27 protein-coding genes are annotated in these 25,197 nt (G+C 50.6%); 14 read left to right on the top strand and 13 right to left on the bottom strand.

Annotated features, from left to right (window positions below):
- Window positions 1-33: 33 nt before the first annotated feature.
- Window positions 34-240 (bottom strand): DUF2909 domain-containing protein, encoded by a 207-nt coding sequence (locus BCT27_RS12145; RefSeq protein ID WP_017009495.1) that lies wholly within the window; start codon window positions 238-240, stop codon window positions 34-36.
- Here BCT27_RS12145 and BCT27_RS12140 point away from each other — a divergent pair.
- Genes BCT27_RS12140 through dinF form a run of 6 tightly spaced genes read left to right on the top strand, consistent with a single transcriptional unit; the run spans window position 230 to window position 5,635 of the window.
- The gene (locus BCT27_RS12140) at window positions 230-1,042 is read left to right on the top strand and encodes an SURF1 family protein (protein ID WP_277872010.1); all 813 of its coding nucleotides are present in this window, start codon (window positions 230-232) and stop codon (window positions 1,040-1,042) included. The two genes, BCT27_RS12145 and BCT27_RS12140, sit on opposite strands and share 11 nt — an antisense overlap.
- On the top strand, window positions 1,039-1,566 hold the full coding sequence (locus tag BCT27_RS12135) for a hypothetical protein (protein WP_102395911.1): 528 nt from the start codon (window positions 1,039-1,041) through the stop codon (window positions 1,564-1,566). The genes BCT27_RS12140 and BCT27_RS12135 overlap by 4 nt, the downstream gene beginning before the upstream one ends.
- 2 nt (window positions 1,567-1,568) lie before the next feature.
- Window positions 1,569-2,714: a COX15/CtaA family protein gene (locus tag BCT27_RS12130; RefSeq protein ID WP_102395910.1), complete on the top strand. Its 1,146-nt coding sequence runs from the start codon at window positions 1,569-1,571 to the stop codon at window positions 2,712-2,714.
- Window positions 2,707-3,627, top strand: a complete 921-nt coding sequence (gene cyoE / locus BCT27_RS12125; protein WP_017013104.1) for a heme o synthase — start codon at window positions 2,707-2,709, stop codon at window positions 3,625-3,627. Before BCT27_RS12130 ends, cyoE begins: the two co-directional genes overlap by 8 nt.
- Before the next feature lie 30 nt (window positions 3,628-3,657).
- Complete coding sequence (locus tag BCT27_RS12120; protein WP_102395909.1) at window positions 3,658-4,248, top strand: GNAT family N-acetyltransferase; 591 nt, start codon at window positions 3,658-3,660, stop codon at window positions 4,246-4,248.
- Window positions 4,249-4,294: 46 nt separating this feature from the next.
- On the top strand, window positions 4,295-5,635 hold the full coding sequence (gene dinF, locus BCT27_RS12115) for an MATE family efflux transporter DinF (protein WP_198597557.1): 1,341 nt from the start codon (window positions 4,295-4,297) through the stop codon (window positions 5,633-5,635).
- 107 nt (window positions 5,636-5,742) lie between these two features.
- Here the strand turns inward: dinF and nfuA are convergent, their stop codons facing one another.
- Window positions 5,743-6,327 carry a Fe-S biogenesis protein NfuA gene (nfuA, locus tag BCT27_RS12110; protein ID WP_017009502.1) on the bottom strand — a complete coding sequence of 195 codons (585 nt, stop codon included), beginning with the start codon at window positions 6,325-6,327 and terminating at the stop codon, window positions 5,743-5,745.
- 84 nt (window positions 6,328-6,411) lie between these two features.
- Window positions 6,412-6,948: a ComF family protein gene (locus BCT27_RS12105; RefSeq protein WP_102395907.1), complete on the bottom strand. Its 537-nt coding sequence runs from the start codon at window positions 6,946-6,948 to the stop codon at window positions 6,412-6,414.
- A gap of 194 nt (window positions 6,949-7,142) precedes the next feature.
- Here BCT27_RS12105 and bioH point away from each other — a divergent pair, with 194 nt between their 5' ends.
- The 3 genes from bioH to BCT27_RS12090 all read left to right on the top strand — a co-directional run bounded on the left by bioH (window position 7,143) and on the right by BCT27_RS12090 (window position 8,931).
- Entirely contained in the window at window positions 7,143-7,925 is a 783-nt protein-coding gene (bioH, locus tag BCT27_RS12100) for a pimeloyl-ACP methyl ester esterase BioH (RefSeq protein WP_026024823.1), read from the top strand.
- A 99-nt stretch (window positions 7,926-8,024) separates the two neighbouring features.
- A complete protein-coding gene (locus BCT27_RS12095) occupies window positions 8,025-8,360 on the top strand; it encodes a hypothetical protein (protein WP_017009505.1) in 336 nt (111 codons plus the stop codon).
- A 76-nt stretch (window positions 8,361-8,436) separates the two neighbouring features.
- A complete protein-coding gene (locus BCT27_RS12090; RefSeq protein ID WP_102395906.1) occupies window positions 8,437-8,931 on the top strand; it encodes an ATP-dependent Lon protease in 495 nt (164 codons plus the stop codon).
- 112 nt (window positions 8,932-9,043) lie between these two features.
- On the opposite strand, the gene BCT27_RS12085 is transcribed toward BCT27_RS12090, so the two are convergent.
- Window positions 9,044-11,392: a Tex family protein gene (locus BCT27_RS12085; protein ID WP_102395905.1), complete on the bottom strand. Its 2,349-nt coding sequence runs from the start codon at window positions 11,390-11,392 to the stop codon at window positions 9,044-9,046.
- A gap of 37 nt (window positions 11,393-11,429) precedes the next feature.
- Window positions 11,430-11,915 (bottom strand): transcription elongation factor GreB, encoded by a 486-nt coding sequence (gene greB, locus BCT27_RS12080; RefSeq protein WP_017009507.1) that lies wholly within the window; start codon window positions 11,913-11,915, stop codon window positions 11,430-11,432.
- Between the two features lie 372 nt (window positions 11,916-12,287).
- On the opposite strand from greB, the gene ompR reads away from it, so the two are divergent.
- The 3 genes from ompR to BCT27_RS12060 all read left to right on the top strand — a co-directional run bounded on the left by ompR (window position 12,288) and on the right by BCT27_RS12060 (window position 14,920).
- Window positions 12,288-13,004, top strand: a complete 717-nt coding sequence (ompR, locus tag BCT27_RS12070; protein WP_017009509.1) for an osmolarity response regulator transcription factor OmpR — start codon at window positions 12,288-12,290, stop codon at window positions 13,002-13,004.
- Between the two features lie 3 nt (window positions 13,005-13,007).
- A complete protein-coding gene (envZ, locus tag BCT27_RS12065; protein ID WP_102317310.1) occupies window positions 13,008-14,381 on the top strand; it encodes a two-component system sensor histidine kinase EnvZ in 1,374 nt (457 codons plus the stop codon).
- Window positions 14,382-14,545: 164 nt separating this feature from the next.
- Window positions 14,546-14,920, top strand: a complete 375-nt coding sequence (locus BCT27_RS12060; RefSeq protein WP_102317309.1) for a GntR family transcriptional regulator — start codon at window positions 14,546-14,548, stop codon at window positions 14,918-14,920.
- A gap of 109 nt (window positions 14,921-15,029) precedes the next feature.
- Here BCT27_RS12060 and recG read toward each other — a convergent pair whose 3' ends face one another.
- The 6 genes from recG to BCT27_RS12030 form a co-directional block, all read right to left on the bottom strand.
- Window positions 15,030-17,111 (bottom strand): ATP-dependent DNA helicase RecG, encoded by a 2,082-nt coding sequence (gene recG, locus BCT27_RS12055; protein ID WP_102395904.1) that lies wholly within the window; start codon window positions 17,109-17,111, stop codon window positions 15,030-15,032.
- Window positions 17,112-17,137: 26 nt separating this feature from the next.
- Entirely contained in the window at window positions 17,138-17,830 is a 693-nt protein-coding gene (gene trmH / locus BCT27_RS12050) for a tRNA (guanosine(18)-2'-O)-methyltransferase TrmH (RefSeq protein ID WP_102395903.1), read from the bottom strand.
- Between the two features lie 97 nt (window positions 17,831-17,927).
- Window positions 17,928-20,033, bottom strand: a complete 2,106-nt coding sequence (spoT, locus tag BCT27_RS12045) for a bifunctional GTP diphosphokinase/guanosine-3',5'-bis pyrophosphate 3'-pyrophosphohydrolase (protein WP_102317307.1) — start codon at window positions 20,031-20,033, stop codon at window positions 17,928-17,930.
- A gap of 24 nt (window positions 20,034-20,057) precedes the next feature.
- Window positions 20,058-20,333, bottom strand: coding sequence for a DNA-directed RNA polymerase subunit omega (rpoZ, locus tag BCT27_RS12040; RefSeq protein ID WP_017009515.1), 276 nt, complete (start codon window positions 20,331-20,333; stop codon window positions 20,058-20,060).
- 93 nt (window positions 20,334-20,426) lie between these two features.
- Complete coding sequence (gene gmk / locus BCT27_RS12035) at window positions 20,427-21,050, bottom strand: guanylate kinase (RefSeq protein WP_017009516.1); 624 nt, start codon at window positions 21,048-21,050, stop codon at window positions 20,427-20,429.
- Window positions 21,051-21,320: 270 nt separating this feature from the next.
- On the bottom strand, window positions 21,321-22,184 hold the full coding sequence (locus tag BCT27_RS12030) for a YicC/YloC family endoribonuclease (protein WP_102317306.1): 864 nt from the start codon (window positions 22,182-22,184) through the stop codon (window positions 21,321-21,323).
- A 181-nt stretch (window positions 22,185-22,365) separates the two neighbouring features.
- Here BCT27_RS12030 and rph point away from each other — a divergent pair, with 181 nt between their 5' ends.
- Window positions 22,366-23,082, top strand: coding sequence for a ribonuclease PH (gene rph, locus BCT27_RS12025; protein ID WP_102317305.1), 717 nt, complete (start codon window positions 22,366-22,368; stop codon window positions 23,080-23,082).
- A 112-nt stretch (window positions 23,083-23,194) separates the two neighbouring features.
- Window positions 23,195-23,836, top strand: a complete 642-nt coding sequence (pyrE, locus tag BCT27_RS12020) for an orotate phosphoribosyltransferase (protein ID WP_017013117.1) — start codon at window positions 23,195-23,197, stop codon at window positions 23,834-23,836.
- Window positions 23,837-23,932: 96 nt separating this feature from the next.
- On the opposite strand, the gene slmA is transcribed toward pyrE, so the two are convergent.
- Together slmA and dut are read right to left on the bottom strand one after the other, a co-directional pair.
- Window positions 23,933-24,523, bottom strand: a complete 591-nt coding sequence (slmA, locus tag BCT27_RS12015; RefSeq protein WP_017009520.1) for a nucleoid occlusion factor SlmA — start codon at window positions 24,521-24,523, stop codon at window positions 23,933-23,935.
- A 206-nt stretch (window positions 24,524-24,729) separates the two neighbouring features.
- The gene (dut, locus tag BCT27_RS12010) at window positions 24,730-25,185 is read right to left on the bottom strand and encodes a dUTP diphosphatase (RefSeq protein ID WP_017009521.1); all 456 of its coding nucleotides are present in this window, start codon (window positions 25,183-25,185) and stop codon (window positions 24,730-24,732) included.
- Window positions 25,186-25,197: the final 12 nt, after the last annotated feature.

Below are 25,197 nucleotides of genomic sequence, written 5' to 3'. Positions count from 1 at the left end.
ATGCAAACTCGCGCTGTTGGTTAAATGGCGCTGTTAGTAAGGGCGACTGTTCGGTTCTATGAGGCCAGTCGCCATCGCAATCAACAAAATCACGAAGGCAATGACTGAGAACAAAACACGCCTGCCAAGGTAGCGCGACATAGGCACATCTGAATTGCCCTTAATCAGAATGGGCAACGCGCGGAACAAGTTGAACACAATAAAGATTAACAGGCAGACGAGGATCCCTTTGAGCAGCATATTGCCTCCAGCGGGCCAAGACGGTGACTCATTGAGTGACCAAGACCCAGAACGTGAATTAGCGCCGAGTGCAGGTTTACGACCGTTTCGGCGGTTTGGATTCTTACTCTTTACTTTGGCGATGACGGTCTTGTTGGTCAAGTTGGGGATGTGGCAAGTATCACGTGCTGCGGAAAAAGAAGCACTGCTCACCCAATTGGATGTCCGCCAACAACACACCCTTCTTCGTTTATCCGATTTACCGAAAGAAGGAAAAGGCTACCGTATTGATGTGTTAGGGCAGTTTGATGCATCAAAGAGCGTGCTGTTGGACAATCAAACACATTTGGGTCGCGTGGGATATCGCTGGATGATGCCCTTCAAGGCAACCCATGATAGCAACGAGAAATGGCTGTTGGTTGAACTCGGATGGGTGCCAGCACCAGCGACACGTGATGTGTTGCCGACGTTACCCAACGTAAAGGGTGCATTTCACGTTCGCGGCATTATTGATTTACCGTCTGATCGCGTGGTGTTAGGTGGCGCTTCAGAATCAGTGTCTTGGCCTTGGCGGATTCAGTCGGTTGATATGGCCGCCATCAACGCCGAAACCGGAGAGTCTTTTTATCCATGGGTCGTTCGCGCCGCGTCTGTTGCAAGTGATGCGGGAGAACAATTAGAAACAACATGGAATGTCATCCCCGTTTGGGAGCCTGTCGTCATGAAACCTGAAAAGCACTATGCGTATGCGATGCAATGGTTTGGACTGGCGCTGGTGGTGTGGGTTGGCTTTCTAATTTGGTGGAGGAAGGGACGCGTATGAAAGGGAAAAAAGCACTCATACTGGTAACAGCCATCTTCATTCTGCCTGTCGTTGCAGCAAAGCTGGTACTGGAGTTTGATTGGTATAGCCGTGGGGTGACCAACAAAGGTGAATTGTTGGTAGAAGCGGTGAACACCGATTGGTTAGAAGAGAACGGACAATGGCGCTTGGTGTATACCTTGCCGTCTGATTGTGATGCGTTATGTGAAACCGCCTTGTTTCAATTAACACAAATTCCTGTCGCAGTCGGACGTGAACAAGAGCGTGTATCAAGCATTGTGTTGGTCTCTGATACGCCGTCAGACAACAGAAACATCGAGGTGCGCCAGCAATCGATGGATGCCCAACAACAGAAAACCATGGCAGCGTTGCCTTACGGTAATGACGCAATTTACATTGTTGACCCTCTGAATAACCTCATTCTGGCGTACCCCATTCCTGAAGGAAAAGATGCGCAAATCACCCAAAGCAAAGGCTTGCTCTCCGATCTTCGCAAGCTGATGAAAATGTCAAAAGTGGGGTGAACATGATGGTAAAACCAACGCATCCGAACCATGACAATAAAGGCTACCTCTTCTTACTTTATGGCTCACTGTTTCTCGCACTGATTGTGGTCGCGCTCGGCGCATTTACACGATTAACCGAAGCAGGGCTGGGTTGCCCTGATTGGCCGGGGTGCTATGGCTTCCTCACTGTGCCTCAATCTGCTGAACATTTAGCAAAAGCGGTGCAAGCTTTCCCTGACGCGCCGGTTGAAGTGCAAAAAGCATGGAATGAAATGATTCACCGCTATGTCGCGGGCACGCTTGGGTTGCTTGTCGCGCTCATTGCGTTTTTAGCGTGGCGTAAGCCGTCGAGAAACAAAATGCTGCCGAGCATTTTACTGGCTGTGATTTGTTTTCAAGCCGCGCTGGGCATGTGGACCGTCACCATGAACCTCATGCCGATCGTGGTCATGGGACATCTGCTTGGTGGCTTTACCACGGTGACACTCCTGTTTCTATTGTGCTTGTTTGAGCGTCGACGTTTTTATTCGAATGCTGAGATAGGCTCGACCTCAAAGACAAAGGCTGGCTTAGAACAGCAAGATGTTGAGATAAATATTGATGACCAGCACGCGTCACCTACCAAAAATCACATTAGCGGGAAGTTGAAACTGCTGGCGGTGTCCGCGTTGGTCGCGGTGGGCTTACAAATCGCGTTAGGGGGTTGGACATCCGCCAACTACGCCGCCGTTGTCTGCACGCAATTACCTGTCTGTGAAGCCGATTGGGTTGGACACTACGATGCGTCCGCGTTTCATCCGATCAGCCCCACTAATGACACCTACCAATATGGCGTGTTGAACTTTGAACAACGGGTCACCATTCATGCCACGCATCGCATTGGCGCGATGGTGGTTTCTGTGCTGGTGTTGCTACTGGCATTTGCTGTACGCCGTCCACTCGGTGTGATGGCATCGCTCAGTTTGGTCGCAGCACTGTTACTGCAAGTTTCCTTGGGTGTGACCAATGTGGTCGCGTTGTTGCCATTGTCCGTGGCGGTCGCGCACAACGTGTGCGGATTGCTGCTTTTACTGTTGGTGGTGAAAACCACGTTGGGTGTCTTCGCACGTCAAACCTCGGCGGTGCGAACGTCTTTGAGAGAATCGGGGAGGCTGAGTCATGGCTAAAGTGTCGATGTCACCGTTAGCGGGAAATGTATCGGTCGCAGCAGAGCCTGCTCTGTGGCGAGATTATCTTGAATTAACCAAACCTAAAGTCGTTGCCATGTTATTGCTCACCGCCATGGTGGGTATGTGTTTGGCGGTGCCGGGCTTACCGCCGGCCAAAGCCGTGATTCTCGGTCTACTTGGCATCGGGATGCAATCCGCCGCGGCTGCGGTGTTCAATCATGTGATTGACCAGCGTATTGATCAGCAGATGCAGCGCACTATTCATCGTCCTGTGGCGAAAGGCCGCGTGTCTACCCGACAAGCATTGGGCTTTGGCTGCATGTTAATGGGGTTAGGGTTCGGCGCGCTTTGGGCATTGAATGCCTTGGTGGCGTGGCTCACGTTCGCCAGTTTGATTGGCTATGCATTGGTGTACACGGTCTGGTTAAAGCACGCGACGCCGCAGAATATCGTTATTGGCGGGTTAGCGGGCGCAATGCCACCGCTTTTGGGTTGGGTTGCTGTCACCGGTCAGCTTGACCCACATGCTCTGCTGCTTGTGATGTTGATTTTCACGTGGACACCTCCTCACTTTTGGGCGCTCGCGATCCATCGCCAGAAAGATTATGCAAAAGCGGGCGTACCCATGCTGCCCGTGACGCACGGCGTCGAATTCACCAAAACCATGATTTTGCTCTATACCCTTCTGTTGGTGGTGGTGGGTTTGCTGCCGTATCTCGCTGGCATGAACGGCGTTATTTATCTGGTGGGCAGCCTCGCCCTTAACCTCGGATTTGCATGGTATGCGTGGCGATTGAAGTACGCTGACAAAAAAGGCCTCGCTTGGCAAACCTTCAAATATTCTATTTGGCACATTTTTGGTTTGTTCGTGGCGCTGTTGGCCGACCACGCATGGTATGCAGTAGCATGAGGATAGATTTCCTCGTGTGCTGAGGCCACTATGACTTATTCCAGCATGGCGTATTCCAACGTGACCTTTCCAAACATTGCTTTTCAAACGCCGCGGTTAACAGCCGCGGCGTTGTCTTCTTCAGCATTGCCTCATGCGAAAAGCACCTTGTCTACAGAGCTTGCAACCCTCCTCACGTCTAATGTTAAGCGTCATCTGCCTCCCGATATTCAGGCCGTGTCTGATGCCGAGAGTGCGTTATGTTGGCTGGAGCAGACATTGGAGGATTGCCAATTTGTTGCGGTGCGTTTAGCCGATGACGACGCATTGGTCGGGTTTTTCTTACTGTATGTAGAAGTTAATGCACAGTGTGGCGGCCAGCCTCGCTTGGCGTCGCCTCATTATTCGCTGCGACTGGGTTATGTGGTGGCGGAAACCTTCCAAGGCCAAGGTCTGGCGAGTGAAATGGTTGAAGGCTTGATCACCTGGTGTCGGGCATCTGGTGTTGTGTCTTCACTGTCCGGTGGTGCAGAAGCGGATAATCTTCCATCGATTAAGGTGCTGGAGAAAAACGGCTTCGTCGGTGAGAGAAATGATGAATTTCATCAAGGAAATACCGTGTTTTTGACGCTTATGCTCTAGGCAACTTTGCTACACTGACCCATCGAATTCTTCCAGCATGCGAATTATGTTCTCAGCACTTCAACAAAAAGCGCTGCACGTGCGCGTTTTCTCTTTAGCACTGCCGATGGTGCTGTCCAATATCACTGTGCCTTTATTGGGGCTGGTGGATGCGGCCGTGATTGGGCACCTCGATCATGCTTGGTACCTTGGCGGCGTTGCTGTCGGCAGCACAATGATTGCAGTGACCTTCTGGCTACTGGGCTTTTTGCGCATGGCAACCACGGGACTAACGGCGCAGGCGTGGGGCGGCAAAGATAGCGCAGGTCTCGCCAATGTGTTTCTGCAAGGGGTGACCCTTGCTTGGTTGTTGGCGGCTGTCATTGTGGCGGTTCACCCTTGGGTGTCTGACACGGTGTTCCATTTCAGTGATGCCAGCGAGCAGGTTAAACGCTATGCGGATGAGTATTTCTCGATTCGGATTTGGAGTGCGCCAGCTGCACTGACCAATTTGGTGATCATGGGATGGCTGCTTGGCGCGCAAAACGCGAAAAAGCCGATGATGCTGGTCATCATCGTCAATTTGGTCAACATCTTGCTCGATTTGCTGTTTGTGGTGGTGCTTGACTGGAAGGTGCAGGGCGCCGCTGCCGCGAGCGTAATTGCTGACTACACGGGTATGGCGCTGGGGTTGTTCTTTGTTGCAAAAGTCTGGGCGTCTGCTGCATTGCCATCGCCTTGGGCGCAATGGAAGAAATCGTCCGCAGGCATGGGGCGTTTGCTCAAACTCAATCGCGATATCTTCTTGCGCAGCTTGTGTTTGCAGCTCGCATTCACCTTCATGACGTTTCAGGGGGCAACGCTGGGTGACGATGTGGTGGCCGCCAATGCGGTGCTGATGAATTTCTTGATGCTGGTATCATTTGCCATGGATGGGTTTGCCTACGCCATGGAAGCCATGGTTGGGAAGGCCATTGGCGCGAAAGACAGGGAGGAGTTATTGGCCACGCTGTCAGCCACAACACTCTGGAGCTTTGTGATTTCCCTGTTTATCACGCTTGCCTTCTTGATGGGCGGTCAGGGCATTGTTGGGGTGATATCAGACATCCCTGCCGTGCGCGAGCAGGCCGCTATCTACTTGCCTTGGCTCATTGCGATGCCGCTGGTCTCTATGTGGTGCTTCTTGCTTGATGGCGTGTTCATTGGCGCGACGCGAGGCCGAGAAATGCGCAATACCATGTTTATATCCATGGCCGGTTTCTTTGCCATATGGTGGCTGTTAAACGACATGGATAATCACGCGCTGTGGGCGGCGATGCTGGGCTTTATGGCGCTTCGTGGAATAACGTTAGGTGCGGTATTTGTGTATCAATGGCGACGCGATGTGTTTCTTTCACCTGCTCACTAATTTAAATGCAATCGCCCTAACCGTAATAGCCTGATGCATCAACAGAAACGGCAGGCATGAAAAAAGCTCCCTCGGGAGCTTTTTTTACGGTGATGTTTCTTACTGAATCAGTAGTAAGAGTGATCGCCCGCCGCATGTTCGGTGACATCGCGAACGGCCGTCAATTCACCGCTGAATTCTTCTAGAAGCTGCTTCTCGATGCCGTCTTTTAGCGTAACATCAACCATTGAACAGCCGTTACAACCACCACCGAATTGAATAACAGCCGCGCCGTCTTCTGTGATTTCGATAAGGTTGATGTGACCACCGTGGCCGGCAAGCTGCGGGTTCACTTGGGTTTGAATAACGTATTCAACACGCTCAAGAAGCGACGCATCGTCAGACACTTTACGCATTTTCGCGTTAGGTGCTTTCAGGGTTAGCTGAGAGCCCATTTTGTCGGTAACGAAATCGATCTCTGCATCTTCCAAGAAAGGCAGGCTCAGTTCGTCAACGTACGCAAGAAAACCGTTAAAGGTTAACTCGGTATCGCTTGCTTCAATAGCGTCTTGTGGGCAGTAAGACACGCCGCACTCTGCGTTTTGTGTGCCTGGATTAACCACGAATACGCGGATATTGGTGCCTTCCGGTTGCTGTTCTAGCAACTTACCGAAATGACTTTGTGCATTTTCTGAAATTAAAATATTAGACACGACTTCTTACCTGAATAGCCCAGTTTGTTTTAGACAGTTTACTCTTTCTTTTCATGACTATCACCCCTCTACGGACGCGGGTAATTATTTCTTCTGTTTTCCATCAGTTGGCGTGCGGCATAGCGCGTAGATATCTATTTTTATCACGCCGTGTGCTTTCAACAATCGGCACAATTCCGTCAGCGTTGCTCCCGTGGTCACCACATCATCGACCAATGCCACGTGAGACGGCAGGTCACCATGGATGTTGAACGCATCTTTCAGGTTGGAAAGCCTCGCTTTACGGCTGAGACCTTGCTGTTGCTGAGTGGCACGTGTGCGCACTAAGGCTTTATCTAAACACGGACGTTCTAGCTGGCTTGCCAGTGCGTTGGCGAGCACGGTGCTGTGATTAAATCCGCGCACCCAACGTCGTCGCCAATGCATGGGAACGGGTATCAAACACGGTGCAGGGTCATCGATGTTTTCTGCCAGCAGGCGGGCTAAGGGCTTTGCCAACCAATAGTGGCCTTGGTACTTAAATTTGTGCAGGAGTGTGTCGTAAGGAAAGGTGTAATCACCGAGGCACACAAGGTTGTCCCATGCGGGTGGCGTGTTGAGGCAGCGTCCGCACGTTTCCATGGTGTAGGGCGTTGAAAGGCCGCATTGCATGCAACGTGGTGACGAGGGGAAACTCTGCGAACACGTTTCGCACCACGGATATTGGCGCTGCTCCAACCTGTGATGACAAAGCTGACACCTCAATGGCAGAGCGCGTAAGATAGAGCGCAACATAAAGGATGTTTTGGTCCAGCAACACGTTTTAGGCAGTGTAAATGACAACTTCGCTTTACTGGCACACGGAAGGCCAGGGTTCCGACCTGATTCTCATTCATGGATGGGGAATGAACAGTGCTGTTTGGCAGCAACTCCTTCCTCGCTTGACTGATCGCTATCGCGTTCATTGTGTCGATCTTCCCGGTTATGGGCATAGCCAACCCACAGATGCGTTCTCATTAGAGGAAATGGCACAGTGCTTGCTTAATAATTCACCGCAGCACGCGATTTGGGTTGGTTGGTCTTTAGGGGGCATGGTTGCCACACAAGCCGCGCTTCTCGCTCCAGAGCGAGTGCAAGGTTTGGTGACGGTTGCTAGCTCACCTCGATTTGCTGCGGAACATGGATGGAGAGGGATTAAACCTCAGGTACTGTCAGCGTTTTCGGCGCAATTGGAAGATGATTTTTCATCGACAGTTGAACGATTTATGGCGTTGCAGGCAATGGGAAGCCCGACTGCACGACAAGATATCAAGTGGCTAAAAAAGGCGGTGCTTTCGCACCCGTCGCCTCAACCTGAGGCACTAAAAGCTGGGCTCGATATTCTTGCTGAAGCAGATTTACGGCCACAATTGCATGATATTTCAGTGCCTTGGTTGCGGATGTACGGTCGGTTAGATGGTTTGGTGCCGGTTAGAGTGGCACAAGAACTGGATGTTTTAGCCCCGCAATCGCAGCGGCAAATTTTTGCCAATGCGTCACATGCACCGTTTATCTCTGATCCTGAACACTTTTCTGAAGAATTGCTCTCTTTCTGCGGACAGTGTTTGCCATCCAGATAAGAAAAAGTGATCAAAATAAAGTGAATTGCGGCTAAATTTTAAACTGAATCTGCCGATACTTTGTTCATGTCACTTGCTATGGCATCAGGAGAGACCATAATGAATGTAGGTAACGTTGGCTATTCTCAACAGATGTATGCACGCCCAACGCCAGTTAACCAAGAGGTTAAGGCGGGTGAGCAGAATCAAGCTGAGGGTGCTAAACAGTCTTATGCGCAAGTCGCCAATCAGGTATCGGACGTGAAGACTGTCAACAAAACAACGGAAGCCGAAGGCAAAACACCAGCATCGACGGATGTTGAGGCTTTCACTTATGGGGCATTGGGTATGGACCACCCTGACGAAGTGAAAAGTAACGACGATGACGCATATACCGCTGGGCAGGTTTTATCTGCTATCGGTACGATAGGCGGCATCTTGGCGATATTGGTGTAATTTCGCTGTAGAGATATAGCACGAGCATTCGCGGGTCATTTCCCGCGGCATGCCTTAAGGTGACTGCCTTCGGTCGATGTTGGGAGATAACATTGGCATGAATATTTCACCCGCTAACGTCAGCATCCCCGCTGTCGTACCGTCAGTAAACCCGCCAACGGAGCAAGTTGCGCGGGATAATCGTGTGCGTGAAAAAATCGCTCCCGCCAAGCAGCCCAACGCGGCTGAACATGAAAAACCCGTCAATCAAGAAGAAAAACAACTCCGTAAACCGTCTTGGGATCCATCCGAGCATCCTGACTATGCTGATTTAAGGCAAAACTCCAGCCAGTTCAACGGTGGCCATTTCGGCGCACATGATTCGTTAAGCCATCTGTCGTCTTTGCTCTCGAGCGAGTCTTATACGCCGAAGAATGAAAACGGCTATTCCATGCAGATAAAGCTGCCGAAGGAAATTCTCGATAAAATCGATGAACTTAAGGCATCACAACGTACAGGTGCCGTGGTTGCTATGCGCTACTCACAAGCCACTGTGGCGAATATCCCGTCTGAAGTGCTTATCGTGATTTAGTGGTCTGCTGTTTATGCTCCATTGTGTCGACTTGGGCATGAGCAACAATCTGAACATAAAAAAACAGCGCCTTGAGGCGCTGTTTTTGTCTCTGGCGAATCGATGCCGTCGTTTACTTACGCTTCGCTTTGGCAAAGGCATCAGCAAACGCACCACCAAAGGCTGATGAATTGCCACCTTGGTTGTTGTTTGATGGCGCACGATTCGGTTGGCTGCGTTCTTGAGGACGCGCTGAGCGAGTGTCACGGTTCGCATTGCCGCGGCTTGCAGGTTTGTTGTCTGCGCCTGGTTCGTCGTTTAGACGCATGGAAAGCGCAATACGTTTACGCGCAAGATCCACGTCCATCACTTTTACTTTGACCACGTCGCCTGCTTTCACCACTTCACGAGGGTCAGAAATGAATTTGTCTGACAATGCTGAAATGTGAACGAGGCCGTCTTGGTGAACACCGATATCAACAAACGCGCCAAAGGCGGTCACGTTGGTGATTGAGCCTTCCAGCACCATGCCTGGGATCAGATCTTTCACTTCGTTGACGCCGTCGGCAAACGTGGCGGTTTTAAATTCAGGGCGAGGGTCGCGGCCTGGTTTCGCCAGTTCGGCGAGGATGTCTGTCACCGTTGGAATACCAAACGTATCATCGGCGTACTCTGAGGCTTTCACGCTACGCAAGAAGTCGTGGTTACCGATCATGGCGTCAACGGCTTTTCCTGTGTTGTCAGCAATGCGCTTCACCACTGGGTAAGCTTCTGGGTGAACAGATGAGCTATCTAGCGGGTTTTTCCCTTTCATGACGCGCAAGAAACCCGCGCACTGTTCGTAGGCTTTTGGCCCCAAACGCGGCACTTTCAGCAAAGTTTTACGCTCACCAAAGCGGCCATTTTCATCACGGAATGCCACGATGTTGGCAGCCATGGTGGTGGAAAGGCCGGCAACGCGGGTCAGCAATGCGGCAGAGGCGCTGTTCACGTCGACACCGACAGCGTTCACACAGTCTTCGACCACGGCGTCCAAACGTTTTGCCAGTTGGCTTTGGCTGACGTCGTGTTGGTATTGGCCCACACCGATAGATTTAGGGTCAATTTTTACCAGCTCTGCCAGCGGATCTTGCAAGCGACGCGCAATCGACACCGCGCCGCGCAGTGAAACGTCTAGCCCCGGGAATTCAGCCGCTGCCAGTTCTGACGCGGAGTACACCGATGCGCCAGCTTCGCTCACCATCACGGTCTGAATTTTCTCGCCCGCATCTTTCAACATGTCAGCCACAAACGTATCGGTTTCACGGGAAGCTGTGCCGTTGCCGATCGCAATCAAATCTACATGGTGTTTTTTCACCAGCGCCATGACCACACGTGCCGATTCAACCGTCTTGTTGTGCGGCGCGGTGGGGTAAATGGTGGCAGTGTCGAGCAGCTTACCTGTGTTATCAACCACGGCCACTTTACAGCCGGTGCGCAAGCCGGGGTCGATACCCAAGGTACAGCGAGGGCCCGCAGGCGCGGCCATGAGCAAGTCTTTCAGGTTGTCGGCAAACACCCTGATGGCATCATTTTCTGCCAGCTCGCGCAGATTGCCCATCAGTTCGGTTTCCATGTGCATCAAAATCTTTATGCGCCAGGCAAAGCTCACGACTTGTTTGCGCCAGCGGTCTGCCGGTGCAATACCCAGGGTCACGTCATAGTGGTCACTGATGATGTTTTCACAGTAAGAGCCTGTCGATTTCTCATCTTGTTGTGGGTCAGCATTCAGTGACAGTTGGAGAATGCCTTCGTTACGGCCTCGGAACATGGCCAGAGCTCGGTGAGACGGCACTTTTGTCAGTAACTCATCGTGTTCAAAGTAATCTTTAAATTTTGCGCCTTCGTTTTCTTTGCCTGCGATAACACGCGCCTGAAGTTCGGCGTTGTGGTTTAGATGGCGGCGAATCTTATCCAACAGGGCGGCATCTTCAGCGAATTGCTCCATCAAAATGGCGCGCGCGCCGTCCAGCACGGCTTTGGTATCCGCAAATCCCGCTTCTGTATTCAAGTAACGGGTGGCTTCTGATTCCGGGTCGAGCTCAGGATGTTGCCAAAGCGAATGTGCTAACGGTTCAATGCCCGCTTCAATCGCAATTTGCCCTTTGGTACGACGCTTTTGCTTGTAGGGCAAATACAGGTCTTCAAGGCGGTTTTTGGTGTCAGCGTCGAGGATGTCTTTCTTCAAGCCATCGGTCAGCTTTCCTTGTTCATCAATCGATTTCAAAATGACTTGGCGACGATCTTCCAACTCGCGCAAATAACCGAGGCGAGATTCCAGATTACGCAATTGAGTGTCATCAAGGCCATTGGTGACTTCTTTACGGTAACGCGCGATGAAGGGCACGGTGTTGCCATCATCAAGCAGGGTGACGGCTGCGATAACTTGCGCATCACGTACGTTTAGCTCACTGGCAATCTGTTGATAAATTGAAGTGGTCATTGTGTTCCTTTGAGAGTCACCGCCGCGAGCGGCAGTATTAAAGTTCGTCTTGTTGATAGCGAATGGTGTTGACGTACCAGACCTTCGGTCCTTCAGGGGTCGTCACAATGGCTTCGTCATCGACTTCTTTTTTGAGTAATGCGCGTGCCATCGGGCTATCAATGGAGATGTAGTCTTTGCGGCCATAGATTTCATCCGGGCCAACAATGCGGAATGAGAGGGTGCCACCGTCGTCATTTTCAATGTCGACCCACGCGCCAAAGAAGACTTTACCGTCTTGCTGCGGGTTGTAATCGACGACGCGGAGGATTTCCAAGCGTTTGCGTAAGTAGCGAACGCGACGGTCAATTTCACGCAGAATGCGTTTATTGTAGGTGTAATCTGCGTTCTCTGAACGGTCCCCTAGGCTTGCTGCCCACGAGACGATTTTGGTGATCTCAGGACGACGTTCCTTCCAAAGATAATCCAGCTCTTGTTTGAGTTTGTTATAACCTTCTCGGGTGACCAGGTCGGTTTTTTTCATTAAGTTGTCCGAACGCGTTGTTTACCTTCCGATGAGAGCCTTTTATATACCCAAACCCCGCGAAGTTGAAGGCTTGGAGGCATTTACTGGGTTCGCGCTCCCCCTAATGACATTCGGTTTTGATTTTCATGAATATCTCAACGTTTCAATGCGAGAAGACTTAAAGGTTAAAAGTGTTGGTAAAGCGACAGGTGCGGAGTATAAAAGCCTTCAATAGTTACACCTAGTAACAGTTTTTATCCTCTCACTGCGTCGCACTGATGTTTCATAGAGGTGTCAGAAGTTACAATCGATGATATATCCAATGTGAGTGGCACTGAGCCCTCACCATGATTTGGTTATAACACTACCGTCAGATAAGAAAGGTACGTCATGCAAGAGAATTACAAAATCCTAGTTGTTGATGATGATATGCGTCTGCGTGCTTTGCTTGAGCGTTACTTGTCCGAGCAAGGTTTTCAGGTTCGCAGTGTGGCCAATGCCGAGCAAATGGATCGCCTGTTATCCCGTGAAAATTTCCATCTGATGGTGTTGGACTTGATGCTGCCAGGCGAAGATGGCTTGTCGATTTGTCGTCGTCTGCGTCAAGCGAACAACCAACTGCCTATTTTGATGTTGACGGCCAAAGGCGATGAAATCGATCGTATCGTGGGTTTGGAAGTGGGCGCGGATGATTATCTGCCGAAGCCGTTTAACCCTCGTGAGTTGCTTGCGCGTATTCGTGCAGTGCTGCGTCGTCAAACCATTGAAGCGCCAGGAGCGCCTTCGAGTGAAGAAAAGATTGTTGAGTTTGGCCAATTTAAGCTGAACTTGGGCACGCGCGAAATGTTCCGCAACGATGAGCCGCTGACCCTGACGTCCGGTGAGTTTGCGGTGCTAAAAGCCTTGGTCACCAATTCTCGTGAACCAATGTCGCGCGACAAATTGATGAACATGGCGCGTGGCCGTGAATACTCAGCGATGGAACGTTCAATTGATGTTCAGATCTCGCGTCTTCGCCGCATGATTGAAGAAGATCCAAGCAAACCACGTTATATTCAGACCGTTTGGGGTCTGGGTTATGTGTTTGTGCCTGACGGGGAAGCGTAATCCATGCGTTTCTCTCCACGTAGCAACTTTGCCCGTACGCTCGTGGTACTGGCTGGCCTTCTGATTGCCAGCCAGATCTTCTCTTACCTCACCATCCTTAATTATGCTTTGCTGCCCAGCATTAAGCAGTTCAACAAGATCCTTGCGCACGAAATTTCCGTGATGTTAGAAGACGACGTGACCCTTGCGGACGGCGAAATCTACCACATGGATGAACTGCTGCGTCGTCAGTTGTTGGCGAAGCTTGGGGTAACTCTACATGATGAGTCAGAACCTGAGATGTTGTTGGAATTCCAACAAGCGGCAACGGTCGACCTCATCAGCGAAGACATGTCGGAAAAACTCAATGCGCCCACAGAAGCGCGCATCAGCTTAGACAACAAGAGCTATGTGCTCTGGCTATCTAGCAAAGCGTTTCCTGGCTATGTCATGCGGATCCCGCTCTCAGAGCTGCATCAAGATGATTTCCAGCCGCTGTTTTTCTATTCCATGGTCATCGCGTTATTGATGATTGGCGGAGGTTGGGTGTTCATCAAAGTCCAAAACCGTCCACTCGCCATGTTGGAAAAAGCTGCAAAGGATGTCGGTCAGGGACAATTCCCTACGCCGCTGCCTGAACGCGGCGCGTCAGACATTCGAGCAGTAACGCGTGCGTTCAACCAAATGAGTGAAGGCATTCGAAAGCTTGAGGAAGACCGTGCTTTGTTGATGGCAGGCGTGAGTCATGATTTGCGCACCCCGTTAACGCGTATCCGTTTGGCGACGGAAATGATGTCTCCCGAAGACAGTTACCTTGCTGATAGCATGATTAAAGACACGGAAGAGTGTAATGAAATCATTAATCAGTTCATGGATTATCTGCGTTCGGTGCAGCTGCAAGACATGGCTGCGATTGATCTGAATGCGTTGACCGATGATGTGTCAGTGGCCGATGGCGCGACAGGGCATGAGCTCGACGTCGACAAAGGTGAGCTGATTGGTCGCCTTGATGCGAACGAAGTGGCGATACGTCGCGCAGTGACCAACTTGGTGGTGAATGCGGTTCGCTACGGCGGCGGCTGGGTGAAAATTAGCACGGGCAGTACGGCAGATCGTCGTCATCAGTGGATTGCGGTGGAAGATAACGGTCCCGGCATTGCACCTGATCAGATTGAAACCGTGCTTCAACCTTTTACGCGGGGTGACACTGCGCGTGGTAGCGAGGGGACAGGGCTTGGTCTTGCCATCGTGAAACGTATTGTGGAACAACACAAAGGTTTGCTGCATTTGACCCCGCGTTCTGGTGGCGGGTTACGCGCGCAAATCGTCTTGCCGGTTGCGGGTAAACACGCGCGAAGCCAAGGGCAACATCTCGGGAAGAATCATCGAAGACGTTGATTGTCTGAGGTCTACATATTTGCACTGAAAATGGCGCAGAGAAACGAGATTTCTTGCGCCATTTTTCTTTATTGCTTCAACACACATTTCTTCTTTGTTTTCTGTCTTATTTATGAGTCACCTGCTATTACTGTAATAAACCGACGATACAGCAGGGATGAAAAATGAAGATAATTATCGACCCTCAAGACCCCTCTCCAAAGTTCCGCCAGTTGATGACTCAGATTCAGCGGCAGATCGTGGGTGGCGTGCTGAAGCCGGGCGATAAACTCTTATCTGTCAGGAAATTAGCGGCAGAACTGAACATTAATCCTATGACCATTTCTCGCTGCTATCAGCTGATGGAAAAGCAAGGCTGGCTAGAGAGAAAGCGTGGTGTGGGCATGCTCGTGAAGCGCGATGGCTTGCACGCAAGAATGGAAGATCGCTTTGGTTTTATCGAACCCGCACTGCGCGCATTGATAACCGATGCGCGCGAAGTGGGGTACAGCAAATCAGAGGTGATGGCGCTGGTGATGCAGCATTGGGATGAGGAATAATTTCAATGCGGGAAAAGAAGGAAAAGAAGGTCCTAGGGTCTAGGTAAACAACAAACCTCTGTTGTTTACCTTAAAGAATACCGCACGCATTCTCGTGCAGTACCCGTTCTTAAGCATTACTGTACTTATCTTTGTTCCCTAACCAACGCGTGATGATTGCCTTGCTGTTCTCTGGGTAATTCTGGTGCAAATACAGTGCTAACTTTTGCACTTCTGGGATCAGTCCTTGGTCTCTGACCAAATCCGCAATCTTAAACTCCGCCATGCCTGTTTGCTTGGTGCCGAGCAATTCACCTGGGCCTCGAATTTCTAAATCACGCTGTGCAATCACAAAGCCATCGCTGCTTTCGCGAAGCACGCCTAAACGTTGGGTGGCCGTTTTGGAAAGGGGGGCGTGATAGAGCAGCACACAGTGACTTGCTACGGAACCTCGACCAACACGACCACGAAGCTGGTGCAATTGTGCCAAGCCTAAGCGCTCAGGGTTTTCGATGATCATTAAGCTGGAATTGGGCACATCAACGCCCACTTCAATCACGGTGGTGGCAACAAGGAGATGAAGCTCACCGTCTTTGAAGGCTTTCATTACGGCTTGTTTTTCTGCCGCTTTCATTCGCCCGTGTACCAAGCCGATCTTTAAATCAGGTAGCGCACGGGAAAGGTCATCAGCGGTTTCTGCTGCGGCTTGGGCTTCAAGGACTTCGGACTCATCAATCAAGGTACATACCCAGTAGGCTTGTCGACCTTCTTCGATGCAGGCGGCATGCACGCGATTGACGATATCAATGCGGCGCGTGTCTGGCACGGCAACGGTTTGAATGGGTGTTCGCCCCGGCGGCAACTCATCAATCACTGAGGTATCGAGATCGGCATAAGCCGTCATAGCGAGCGTACGTGGGATTGGCGTTGCGGTCATGATGAGCTGATGCGGGTGAATGCCTTTCTTCATCCCTTTCTCGCGCAGCTCTAAGCGCTGGTGGACGCCAAAGCGATGCTGTTCATCAATGATGACCAGCGCGAGGTTTTCAAATTCGACATGCTTTTGGAACAGGGCGTGCGTGCCCACCACCATTTTGGCGTCACCGCTGGCGATCTTTTCAAGCTCTGCTTCTTTGGCTTTTCCCGTCAGCTTGCCCGCAAGCCAGCCAACGGAAATACCCAATGGCTCTAGCCATTGCGCAAAGTTGATGGCGTGTTGTTCAGCAAGCAGCTCCGTCGGTGCCATGAGTGCCACTTGGTAACCTTGTTCGATCACTTGAAGTGCTGCGAGAGCGGCGACTAAGGTTTTCCCTGAACCGACATCCCCTTGCACTAAACGCATCATGGGCTTGCTGAGCCCCATGTCGCGTTCAATATCAGCAACCACTCGGGATTGCGCACCGGTGGGCGTGAAGGGCAATGAGGCAAGCAGCTTTGGCACTAAATCCGTTGAAGGCGGCAGTGAAAAGGTGGGGTCTTGCTGCAACTTGCTGCGAACGGCCAACATCGAGAGGTTTTGCGCCAGCAGCTCTTCAAGGATAAGACGTTTCTGTGCGGGGTGTTTACCGTCATCTAAATCCGAAAGAGAGACATCGGGGGTTGGGCGATGTAGCGCTTTGAGTGCATCTTTAAGCGTAATTTGACGGTCATAAAGGCCTTCAGGCAGCAACTCTTGCACGGCGGTGCTTTCGAGCAACTCAAGGGCTTGGTCGGTTAAATTTCTCAGTGTGAGTTGACGAAGACCTTCCGTGGTTGGGTAAACCGGCGTGAGGGTTTCTTCTAAGCTCAGCTCTGTAGGCTCTGAAAACACGCTGTATTCAGGGTGGATGATTTCCAACCCACCTTGACCACGTTTGATCTCGCCATAGGCTTTAACGCGTTTTCCAACCTCAAGGCTGTTTTTCATTGCGGCGTTGAAGTTGAAGAAGCGAAGCGTCAATGAGCCGTTGCCGTCAGTGAGTTTCACCGTCAACATGCGACGACGACCAAAGGTGGTGTTATTGCAGACAATTTCACCTTCAACCGTGCCGTGCTGCCCCGGCATCAAGCTCATGATTGGCCAAATGCGGGTGCGATCTTCATAGCGATAGGGGAGATGGAACAGCAAATCCTGCACGGTGAATAAACCGATTTTCTCCAGCTTTTCTGCCATTTTTCCACCGACACCTGTCAGTGAGGTGAGGGGAATGGCATCCAACATTGACGCGCGCATGTTTGCTTATCTCTCCAGAATAAGGGTTATCGAGCTGCCTGCATTTGTGCCCACCACACATCGTCTGCCGCGATTTGTCCTTCTTCATCCAACACGGGATAAGGTAAGCCTTTTCGCTTGGCGACTTTCGCTAACACTGGATGACCACGCTCAAACAAGATGCGGTCAACCTCGGCTTGTGGGATCAACGTACGTGTGCGTTGGTACATGCCTGCGTTTTGGCGCTGACGCTGCGCTTCGTACAAAATCAGGCCGCTGGCAACGGATACATTGAGTGACTGTACCATACCTACCATGGGAATGATGATGTCTTGATCTGCCATTTCAAGCGCTTGCTGGCTGATGCCTGTCTTCTCTTGGCCCAATACGATGGCCGTGGGTTTGGTGTAATCAATCTCGCGAAAATCCACGGCACGTTCAGACAGATTGGTCACCAGTATCTGCATGCCTTGTGCTTTTAACTGTGCGAAGGCATCAGGCGTGTTGTCATGGGTGACCACATCTACCCAGTTACGCGCCCCTGCTGAGGTGCCACCCAAGGTACGCATTTTGCTGTTGCGTGGCCAAACCGCATGGACTTGGTGCACGCCAACGGCGTCGGCAGTGCGGATGATGGCGGAAATGTTATTCGGCTTATGGACTTCTTCCATGCACACGGTCAAATCAGGTTGACGCGTTGCCAGTACTTCATGAATGCGTGCAAAACGTTCTGGAGTCATGGTTGTTCTCTTTCTCGCTCTTGATGGACACACGGTATAAGGATAAAAAACGCCCGCAATAAGCGGGCGTTTGAATGTTTACGGTCGAAGACGGCAATCAGTTTTTCTGACGGCTGACTTTCACTACATTTGGCATGACACGGATACGACGCATGATGTTCGCAAGGTGAATGCGGTCTTTGGTAGTGAGTTTGACGTAGATGGTATACAAACGGCCATCGCGCTCTTCCGTGGTCAAACCTTGAATGTTTGAGCCGGTCGCGGCAATGGTGTTGGTCAAATCGGCCAATGCACCTTGGTGGTTGAGCATGTCAACACGCAGGCCCGTCGCGAACTCTTGGTCAATGTCATCGCCCCATTCTACCGCCATGTACTTATCCGGCTCCTGACGGTAGCCACGGATATTGGCACATTCTTCACGGTGAATAACCAGACCTTTACCCGGGCTGACGTGCGCAATCACGGGGTCACCCGGAATGGGACGACAGCAATTCGCGTACGTCAGCAAAATGCCATCAGCACCACGAATTGGCAGGCAACCGCCTTGCTGTTCAAGGCTGTCAGCATCACCAAGTAGGCGTTTCGCGATCACCACACTCATCAGTTCGCCCAAACCAATCGCTGCCAACAAGTCTTCTGAATCGTCCAGCTTGAGGTCTTTGAGCACTTTGTCGATGTTTGTAGTATCTACATCCTGAATGTTGGTGTCGCCCAATGCATGGTTCAGCAATCGACGGCCAAGAATGACAGATTCTTCGCGGCGCTTGGTTTTTAGCACCTGACGAATTTTGGTGCGTGCGCGTGATGTCACGACGTAGTTTAACCATGCCGCGTTTGGACGTGCGCCCGGTGCGGTAATGATCTCGATCGCTTGACCGTTTTTCAGTGGTTGGCTGAGCGGGTAGGAATTGCGGTTAACGCGCGCGCCGACGCACGAGTTTCCGACATCCGTATGCACGGCATACGCGAAGTCAACGGCGGTTGCGCCGACAGGCAATTCAACGATGCGACCTTTTGGCGTAAAGACAAACAATTCATCTGGGAACAAGTCAGATTTGACGTTTTCGATGAATTCGAATGAGCTGCCCGCACTTTGCTGAAGCTCAAGCAGGCTTTGCATCCAACGTTGTGCACGCACTTGTGCTGTTGTGCCGCCTTGAACGCGTTCAGCACCATCTTTATAAGCCCAGTGTGCAGCAACACCTTTGTCTGCCATTTGATCCATGTCTTCGGTACGAATTTGTACTTCGACAGGAACACCGTGCGGACCAATCATTGACGTATGCAGCGATTGGTAGCCGTTGGCTTTAGGCACGGCGATGTAATCTTTCATGCGACCTGGACGTGGCTTGTACAGATTGTGCATCTGTCCCAGCACGCGGTAGCAGGTATCTAAATCATCAACAATCACGCGAAACGCGTACAAATCCATGATGGTGTGGAAGCGTTGCTCTTTGTTCTTCATCTTGTTGTAGATGGAGTAAAGGTTCTTCTCACGGCCAAGTACAGAGGCGCGAATGCCTGCATCTTCAAGACGGCCTTCGATTTCTGCATGGATTTTTTGGATCATCTCTTTGCGGTTACCGCGCGCTTGAATCACCACTTCCTTCAACACGCGATAGCGGGTTGGGTACAGGGCTTCGAAGCCAAGCTCTTCCAGCTCAACTTTGATGTTGTGGATACCAAGGCGGTGCGCCAAAGGAGAGAAAATCTCGAGGGTTTCGCTGGCAATACGGCGACGTTTATCAGGACGAAGTGCCCCAAGCGTGCGCATGTTGTGCGTACGGTCAGCCAATTTGATCAGAATCACGCGAATATCACGGGCCATGGCCATGATCATTTTGCGGAAGTTTTCCGCTTGCGCTTCTTTACGATCGCGAAACTTGAGTTTATCGAGTTTAGACACGCCATCGACGAGGTCGGCGACGTTATCACCGAATCGTTGCTGTAGGTCTTCTTTGGTGACGTCAGTGTCTTCGATCACGTCATGGAGCAAGGCTGCCATCAAGGTTTCGTGGTCGAGACGCATCTCCGCAAGAATACGCGCTACGGCAATCGGGTGAATAATGTAAGGTTCGCCACTGGAGCGACTTTGCCCTTCGTGGGCATCACGCGCCACCAAATACGCTTGCCGGAGTGCCTCTAAGTGCGACTCCGGCAAGTATTGTGCGGCGACTTCTTTCAGGCTATCAAAGAGATACAAACGGCCTGTTTCCCTGAAGTTAGATTAGCGAAGTGAGCCTGAAATTGTGCTTACTGCAGCCATTTCAGCCGCTTCTTGCTCTTGCTGTTCTTGACGCTCACGTGCATCTAGAACGTCTTTCGTGATCAAGCCTTCCTCGATCTCGCGCAGAGCGATAACAGTTTGCTTATCGTTCTCTTCCTGAACCAGTGCGTCTTTACCACCAGTTTGCATTTGGCGTGCACGGCGAGCGGCTACCAATACTAGGTCGAAACGGTTGCCAATTTTTTCAACAGCGTCTTGAACGGTTACGCGTGCCATGAAGAACTCCAATAAGTAAAAAAATCAAGATGACCGAAAATTATACAAAAGCGCTTGGCGCTAAACAACAAGCATCTTCGGTGGCTTTGGTATTTATTGTGCCAGCAATCTGTCGAGCATGTCGTGATATTTGCTAGCTTGCTTGTCTTGCTTCATTCGCTCAGCGCGGAGAATGGCTTTCATGTCCATTAAAGCAACGTCGAAATCATCATTCACAATCACGTAATCGTACTCGTTATAGTGTGAGATTTCAGAACGCGCTTCTTCCATGCGCTTCGCGATGACCTCATCAGCGTCTTGTCCACGTGCATTCAGGCGGCGCTCAAGCTCTTCTTTGCTCGGTGGCAGAATAAAGATACTTTTCGCTTTCGGCATTTTCTGACGAATTTGCTGTGCACCTTGCCAGTCAATATCCAAGAAAATGTCGACACCTTTTGCCAGCATTTCTTCAATCCACAGGCGTGACGTGCCATAGAAATTGCCGAAGACTTCTGCATGTTCCAAAAACGCATCTTGCTCGATCAACGCTTTAAATTCATCAACGGCGACGAAATGGTAGTGAATGCCGTTCTCTTCGCCCGGGCGTGTTGCACGGGTGGTGTGAGAAACAGACACTTTCACGTCGTAACGAGGGTTGTCTTTTAACAGGGCCGAAATCAGGCTTGATTTGCCGGCTCCGCTAGGCGCTGAAACGATATAAAGCGTACCTTGGCTCATGGTTTAAATCACTGTGAGGTTAAAGGGCGCGCAGATTACCACGGACTGCGCAAAATTTGAATTTTCCTTTTATGTCCATCGCGGTATGAATGGCGGCGCTTTTCATTGCTGACGTTATCATTTGGCAAATTGCCAACAAGCGACTTTTTCAACAAGGGTAATGCGCAAAATTCAACCGTGATAGATCTTAGGATAACGCAAATTGATAAGACTGATCTTAAAAGAAAAAAGCCCAGCGGGGTGGCTGGGCTCTGAGAATAACGGTAAGAATTATTCGATATTCTGAATTTGTTCGCGCATTTGCTCGATAAGCACTTTCAATTCAACGCCTGATGCAGTGATCTCAGTGCTGATGGATTTCGACGCGAGGGTGTTCGATTCGCGGTTGAATTCTTGCATCATGAAATCCAAGCGGCGACCACATGCGCCACCTTTTTTCAGGATTTTCTTGGTTTCTGATACGTGGGAGTCCAGGCGATCGAGTTCTTCTGCCACATCTGATTTTTGTGCCAACAGGATGATTTCTTGCTCGACACGGTTTGCATCAAGCTCGATTTTCGCATCTTCCAGCTTGGTGATCAGACGCTCGCGCTGCCAGCTTAGAATTTCTGGCATCTTGGCGCGCACTTTCACCACTTCTGTATCGATGGCATCAAGACGCTGCTCGATAAGCGCTTTCATGTTGTCGCCTTCGCTTGCTCGTGCGGCGATGAAATCGTTAACCGCTTCATCGAAGCCTTCAAGTAAGGCTTTGTTCACCAGATCCATGTCTTGTTCTGGTGCTTCCATCACGCCCGGCCACTGCAGAACTTGGAATGGACCAATGTTGCCTTCGCCAGACATCTCTTTGATCCACTTCGCCGCATGAATAACCTGCTTTGCGAGCGCTTCGTTAATTTTTAGCTCAGTGTTCGATGAAGCGTTGGCTTCAAAGCGCAGGTTACATTCCACTTTGCCGCGCGCCAGGCGCTGACGAAAGCGTTCACGAACGATAGGTTCTAGGCCACGGAACTGCTCTGGCATGCGGATATAGGTTTCGAGGTAGCGTTGGTTCACCGAGCGGATTTCCCAAACGGCGGAGCCCCATGTGCCCTTAATTTCCCGACGGGCGTAGGCAGTCATACTGTGGATCATCGAAGTTCACTCTTTTATCAATGTTGATGTGATTATACGCAGTTGCTTGGCAAGGTGTCAGCCACATGGCGCATGAGATGAGAAAAAACCGTTCACTTGTGGTTAGTGTTAGCGTGACTAGGCCGAAATCGCTATAATCGCGGGTTAACGAAATTCAGCAGTTTATAACAGGTGGAACCCTATGCGTCCTAGCGGAAGAGAAGTTGGTCAAATTCGTCCAGTAACCATGACACGTCATTTTACCGCACATGCGGAAGGCTCTGTGTTGGTGGAGTTTGGCGACACGAAAGTCATCTGTACCGCAACCGTTGAAGAAGGCGTGCCGCGTTTTCTAAAAGGGAAAGGCCAAGGCTGGATCACTGCTGAATACGGCATGCTGCCACGTGCGACCCACACCCGTAACCGTCGTGAAGCGGCGAACGGCAAGCAAGGCGGTCGTACCATGGAAATCCAACGTCTGATCGCACGTAGCCTTCGTGCAGCGGTAAACCTTGATCAACTGGGTGATTTCACTATTACCGTTGACTGTGATGTTATTCAAGCGGACGGTGGCACACGCACTGCCTCTATTTCGGGTGCAAGCGTTGCAATGGCGGATGCGCTGAACAAACTGGTTGCTGAAGGCAAACTGAAAGCAAACCCAATGAAGGGTCACGTTGCTGCTGTTTCTGTCGGTATCTTCGAAGGCACGCCAATTTGCGACCTTGAGTATCTTGAAGACTCGGCCGCTGAAACTGACATGAATGTTGTTATGCTGGAAGATGGCCGCATGATTGAAGTGCAGGGCACCGCGGAAGGTGAACCGTTCACCGCTGACGAATTGAACGCCATGTTGTCTCTGGCCAATAAGGGCATTGAAGACATCATCGTGATTCAGAAAGCATCGCTAATTGATTGATGAAAGAGCGGCTTCTATTGGAGCCGCTTTTTTTTAAGCAAAATTTGAGGAGGCGACAGATCGCCTCATGGAAAGACGGGTTAAACACCCATTCAGATCGACAGGAGAAAAAATGAAAGCCTATCAGCGTCAATTCATCGAGTTCGCATTGGAAAAACACGTTTTGAAGTTCGGTGAGTTCACTTTGAAGTCTGGTCGTAAGAGCCCTTACTTCTTTAATGCTGGCCTATTTAATACAGGTCGGGATTTGGCGCGTCTTGGCCGTTTCTACGCAGAAGCGTTAGTGGATGCGAAGATTGACTACGATCTGTTGTTTGGCCCAGCGTACAAAGGCATTCCAATTGCCACCACCACCGCGGTGGCGTTGGCAGAGCACCATGACATCGACACGCCATATTGCTTCAACCGTAAAGAAGCGAAAACCCACGGTGAAGGCGGCAGCTTAGTAGGCAGCGTGCTGGAAGGGCGTGTCATGTTGGTTGATGATGTGATCACTGCGGGCACGGCGATCCGTGAATCCATGGAAATCATTCAGGCAAATGGTGCAGATTTGGCGGGTGTTTTGGTGGCGATTGACCGTCAAGAGCGCGGTAAAGGCGAATTGTCTGCGATCCAAGAAGTTGAGCGCGACTTTGGCTGCAAAGTGGTGTCGATTGTGAGCTTGGGTGATTTGGTGACTTACCTTGAAGAACAAGGTGGCAACCCTGAACACTTAGACGCGGTGAAAGCATACCGTGCAGAATATGGTATCTAACGTCTATTCCGGACAGTCAGCTATGATTGTTTTCTGAACCTGAATAAACGAAAAAGGCTGCATGATGCAGCCTTTTTTAAAGTTTTTAGCGACAAATCAGTCAAGCTGAGCGCTGAGGAGTTGCCAGTATTGGTCAAAATCCGCCGTCGGCGGATATTTGAAACTTGAACGCACGAAACGGTTCAAGCTACCTTCCACTTGGCCTAGCAGCTGTGCTGCCAGAATGGACTCGTCAACAGGGAAGCCTTTCCCTTCACGTAAGCGGCGCTCTCGTAATACTTGGCGAAGTTGGCTTTCAATCTTTTCGAACAACTGGTTGATACGACCTTGCAATCTGTCTTGTTCAAACATCAAGGCATGACCTGTCATGATGCGTGTCAGGCCAGGGTTGCGTTCACCAAATACCAAAAGCAGTTGAAGAATAAGACGCAGGCGTGTGAGCGTGTCTTTTTCTTCGTTCAAAATGCGGTTAATACGGGTGATGAGTGATTCTTCAATAAACTCAATCAATCCCTCAAACATGCGCGCTTTACTTGGAAAGTGGCGATAAAGTGCCGCTTCTGACACACCAACCTGTGCTGCAAGCTTGGCGGTAGTTATGCGTTGACTGCCTTGGGTGGACTCCAGCATTTGAGCCAGAGCCTGAAGAATTTCTTCGCGGCGGTTCTGCTTTTTTTGGCCAGCCATGAATAGATGGTTCCTTTGTTGTTATGAGGGTCTTTGACCCGAATCTCGGCTGTGGAGCGGGTATCTTAACGACGTACACACTGTATTAAAAGAATAATGCACCTTCGCCGAGCCCTTGCCTATCACAAATAACAAAAGCGTGAATGACGCATAAAAAACGCCACAGATCGGTGGCGTTTTTGTGGTTTTTCACCAAGTTAACACTACTATTTCGTACCTGAGTGCCCAAAACCTCCGGCACCACGTTCAGTAGCATCAAAATCTTCAACAAGGTTGAATTCAGCTTGGATAACCGGCACGAATACCATCTGTGCAATACGCTCACCTGGTTCAATAATAAAAGTGTCTTGCCCACGGTTCCAGCAAGAGACCATTAATTGCCCTTGGTAATCTGAATCGATCAAGCCAACAAGGTTACCTAATACTACACCGTGCTTATGACCTAGGCCTGAACGCGGCAAGATGGTTGCTGCAATCGATGGGTCTGCAATATGAATCGCAAGGCCCGTAGGGATCAGTTGTGTTTGGCCTGGTTCCAGTGTCAGTGGCTCGTCAAGACAAGCGCGTAAATCCAAACCTGCTGAACCTTCTGTCGCATACGCTGGAAGTGGGAATTCTTTGCCTACACGTGGGTCGAGAATTTTTAGATCAATTTTTTTCATAACAAGGTTCCA

This window comes from Enterovibrio norvegicus, assembly GCF_002876705.1.
Lineage (GTDB): Bacteria > Pseudomonadota > Gammaproteobacteria > Enterobacterales > Vibrionaceae > Enterovibrio > Enterovibrio norvegicus_B.
This window is presented reverse-complemented; position numbering and strand designations above follow the sequence as displayed.

Excerpts from the sequence above, each read along its gene's own strand:
- BCT27_RS12145 (WP_017009495.1), bottom strand. The coding sequence starts at position 240 with ATGCTGCTCAAAGGGATCCTCGTCTGCCTGTTAATCTTTATTGTGTTC.
- BCT27_RS12135 (WP_102395911.1), top strand. The coding sequence starts at position 1,039 with ATGAAAGGGAAAAAAGCACTCATACTGGTAACAGCCATCTTCATTCTG.
- BCT27_RS12130 (WP_102395910.1), top strand. The coding sequence starts at position 1,569 with ATGATGGTAAAACCAACGCATCCGAACCATGACAATAAAGGCTACCTC.
- cyoE (WP_017013104.1), top strand. The coding sequence starts at position 2,707 with ATGGCTAAAGTGTCGATGTCACCGTTAGCGGGAAATGTATCGGTCGCA.
- BCT27_RS12120 (WP_102395909.1), top strand. The coding sequence starts at position 3,658 with ATGACTTATTCCAGCATGGCGTATTCCAACGTGACCTTTCCAAACATT.
- dinF (WP_198597557.1), top strand. The coding sequence starts at position 4,295 with ATGTTCTCAGCACTTCAACAAAAAGCGCTGCACGTGCGCGTTTTCTCT.
- BCT27_RS12105 (WP_102395907.1), bottom strand. The coding sequence starts at position 6,948 with ATGGAAACGTGCGGACGCTGCCTCAACACGCCACCCGCATGGGACAAC.
- bioH (WP_026024823.1), top strand. The coding sequence starts at position 7,143 with ATGACAACTTCGCTTTACTGGCACACGGAAGGCCAGGGTTCCGACCTG.
- BCT27_RS12095 (WP_017009505.1), top strand. The coding sequence starts at position 8,025 with ATGAATGTAGGTAACGTTGGCTATTCTCAACAGATGTATGCACGCCCA.
- BCT27_RS12090 (WP_102395906.1), top strand. The coding sequence starts at position 8,437 with ATGTTGGGAGATAACATTGGCATGAATATTTCACCCGCTAACGTCAGC.
- BCT27_RS12085 (WP_102395905.1), bottom strand. The coding sequence starts at position 11,392 with ATGACCACTTCAATTTATCAACAGATTGCCAGTGAGCTAAACGTACGT.
- greB (WP_017009507.1), bottom strand. The coding sequence starts at position 11,915 with ATGAAAAAAACCGACCTGGTCACCCGAGAAGGTTATAACAAACTCAAA.
- ompR (WP_017009509.1), top strand. The coding sequence starts at position 12,288 with ATGCAAGAGAATTACAAAATCCTAGTTGTTGATGATGATATGCGTCTG.
- envZ (WP_102317310.1), top strand. The coding sequence starts at position 13,008 with ATGCGTTTCTCTCCACGTAGCAACTTTGCCCGTACGCTCGTGGTACTG.
- BCT27_RS12060 (WP_102317309.1), top strand. The coding sequence starts at position 14,546 with ATGAAGATAATTATCGACCCTCAAGACCCCTCTCCAAAGTTCCGCCAG.
- recG (WP_102395904.1), bottom strand. The coding sequence starts at position 17,111 with ATGCGCGCGTCAATGTTGGATGCCATTCCCCTCACCTCACTGACAGGT.
- trmH (WP_102395903.1), bottom strand. The coding sequence starts at position 17,830 with ATGACTCCAGAACGTTTTGCACGCATTCATGAAGTACTGGCAACGCGT.
- rpoZ (WP_017009515.1), bottom strand. The coding sequence starts at position 20,333 with ATGGCACGCGTAACCGTTCAAGACGCTGTTGAAAAAATTGGCAACCGT.
- gmk (WP_017009516.1), bottom strand. The coding sequence starts at position 21,050 with ATGAGCCAAGGTACGCTTTATATCGTTTCAGCGCCTAGCGGAGCCGGC.
- BCT27_RS12030 (WP_102317306.1), bottom strand. The coding sequence starts at position 22,184 with ATGATCCACAGTATGACTGCCTACGCCCGTCGGGAAATTAAGGGCACA.
- rph (WP_102317305.1), top strand. The coding sequence starts at position 22,366 with ATGCGTCCTAGCGGAAGAGAAGTTGGTCAAATTCGTCCAGTAACCATG.
- pyrE (WP_017013117.1), top strand. The coding sequence starts at position 23,195 with ATGAAAGCCTATCAGCGTCAATTCATCGAGTTCGCATTGGAAAAACAC.
- slmA (WP_017009520.1), bottom strand. The coding sequence starts at position 24,523 with ATGGCTGGCCAAAAAAAGCAGAACCGCCGCGAAGAAATTCTTCAGGCT.
- dut (WP_017009521.1), bottom strand. The coding sequence starts at position 25,185 with ATGAAAAAAATTGATCTAAAAATTCTCGACCCACGTGTAGGCAAAGAA.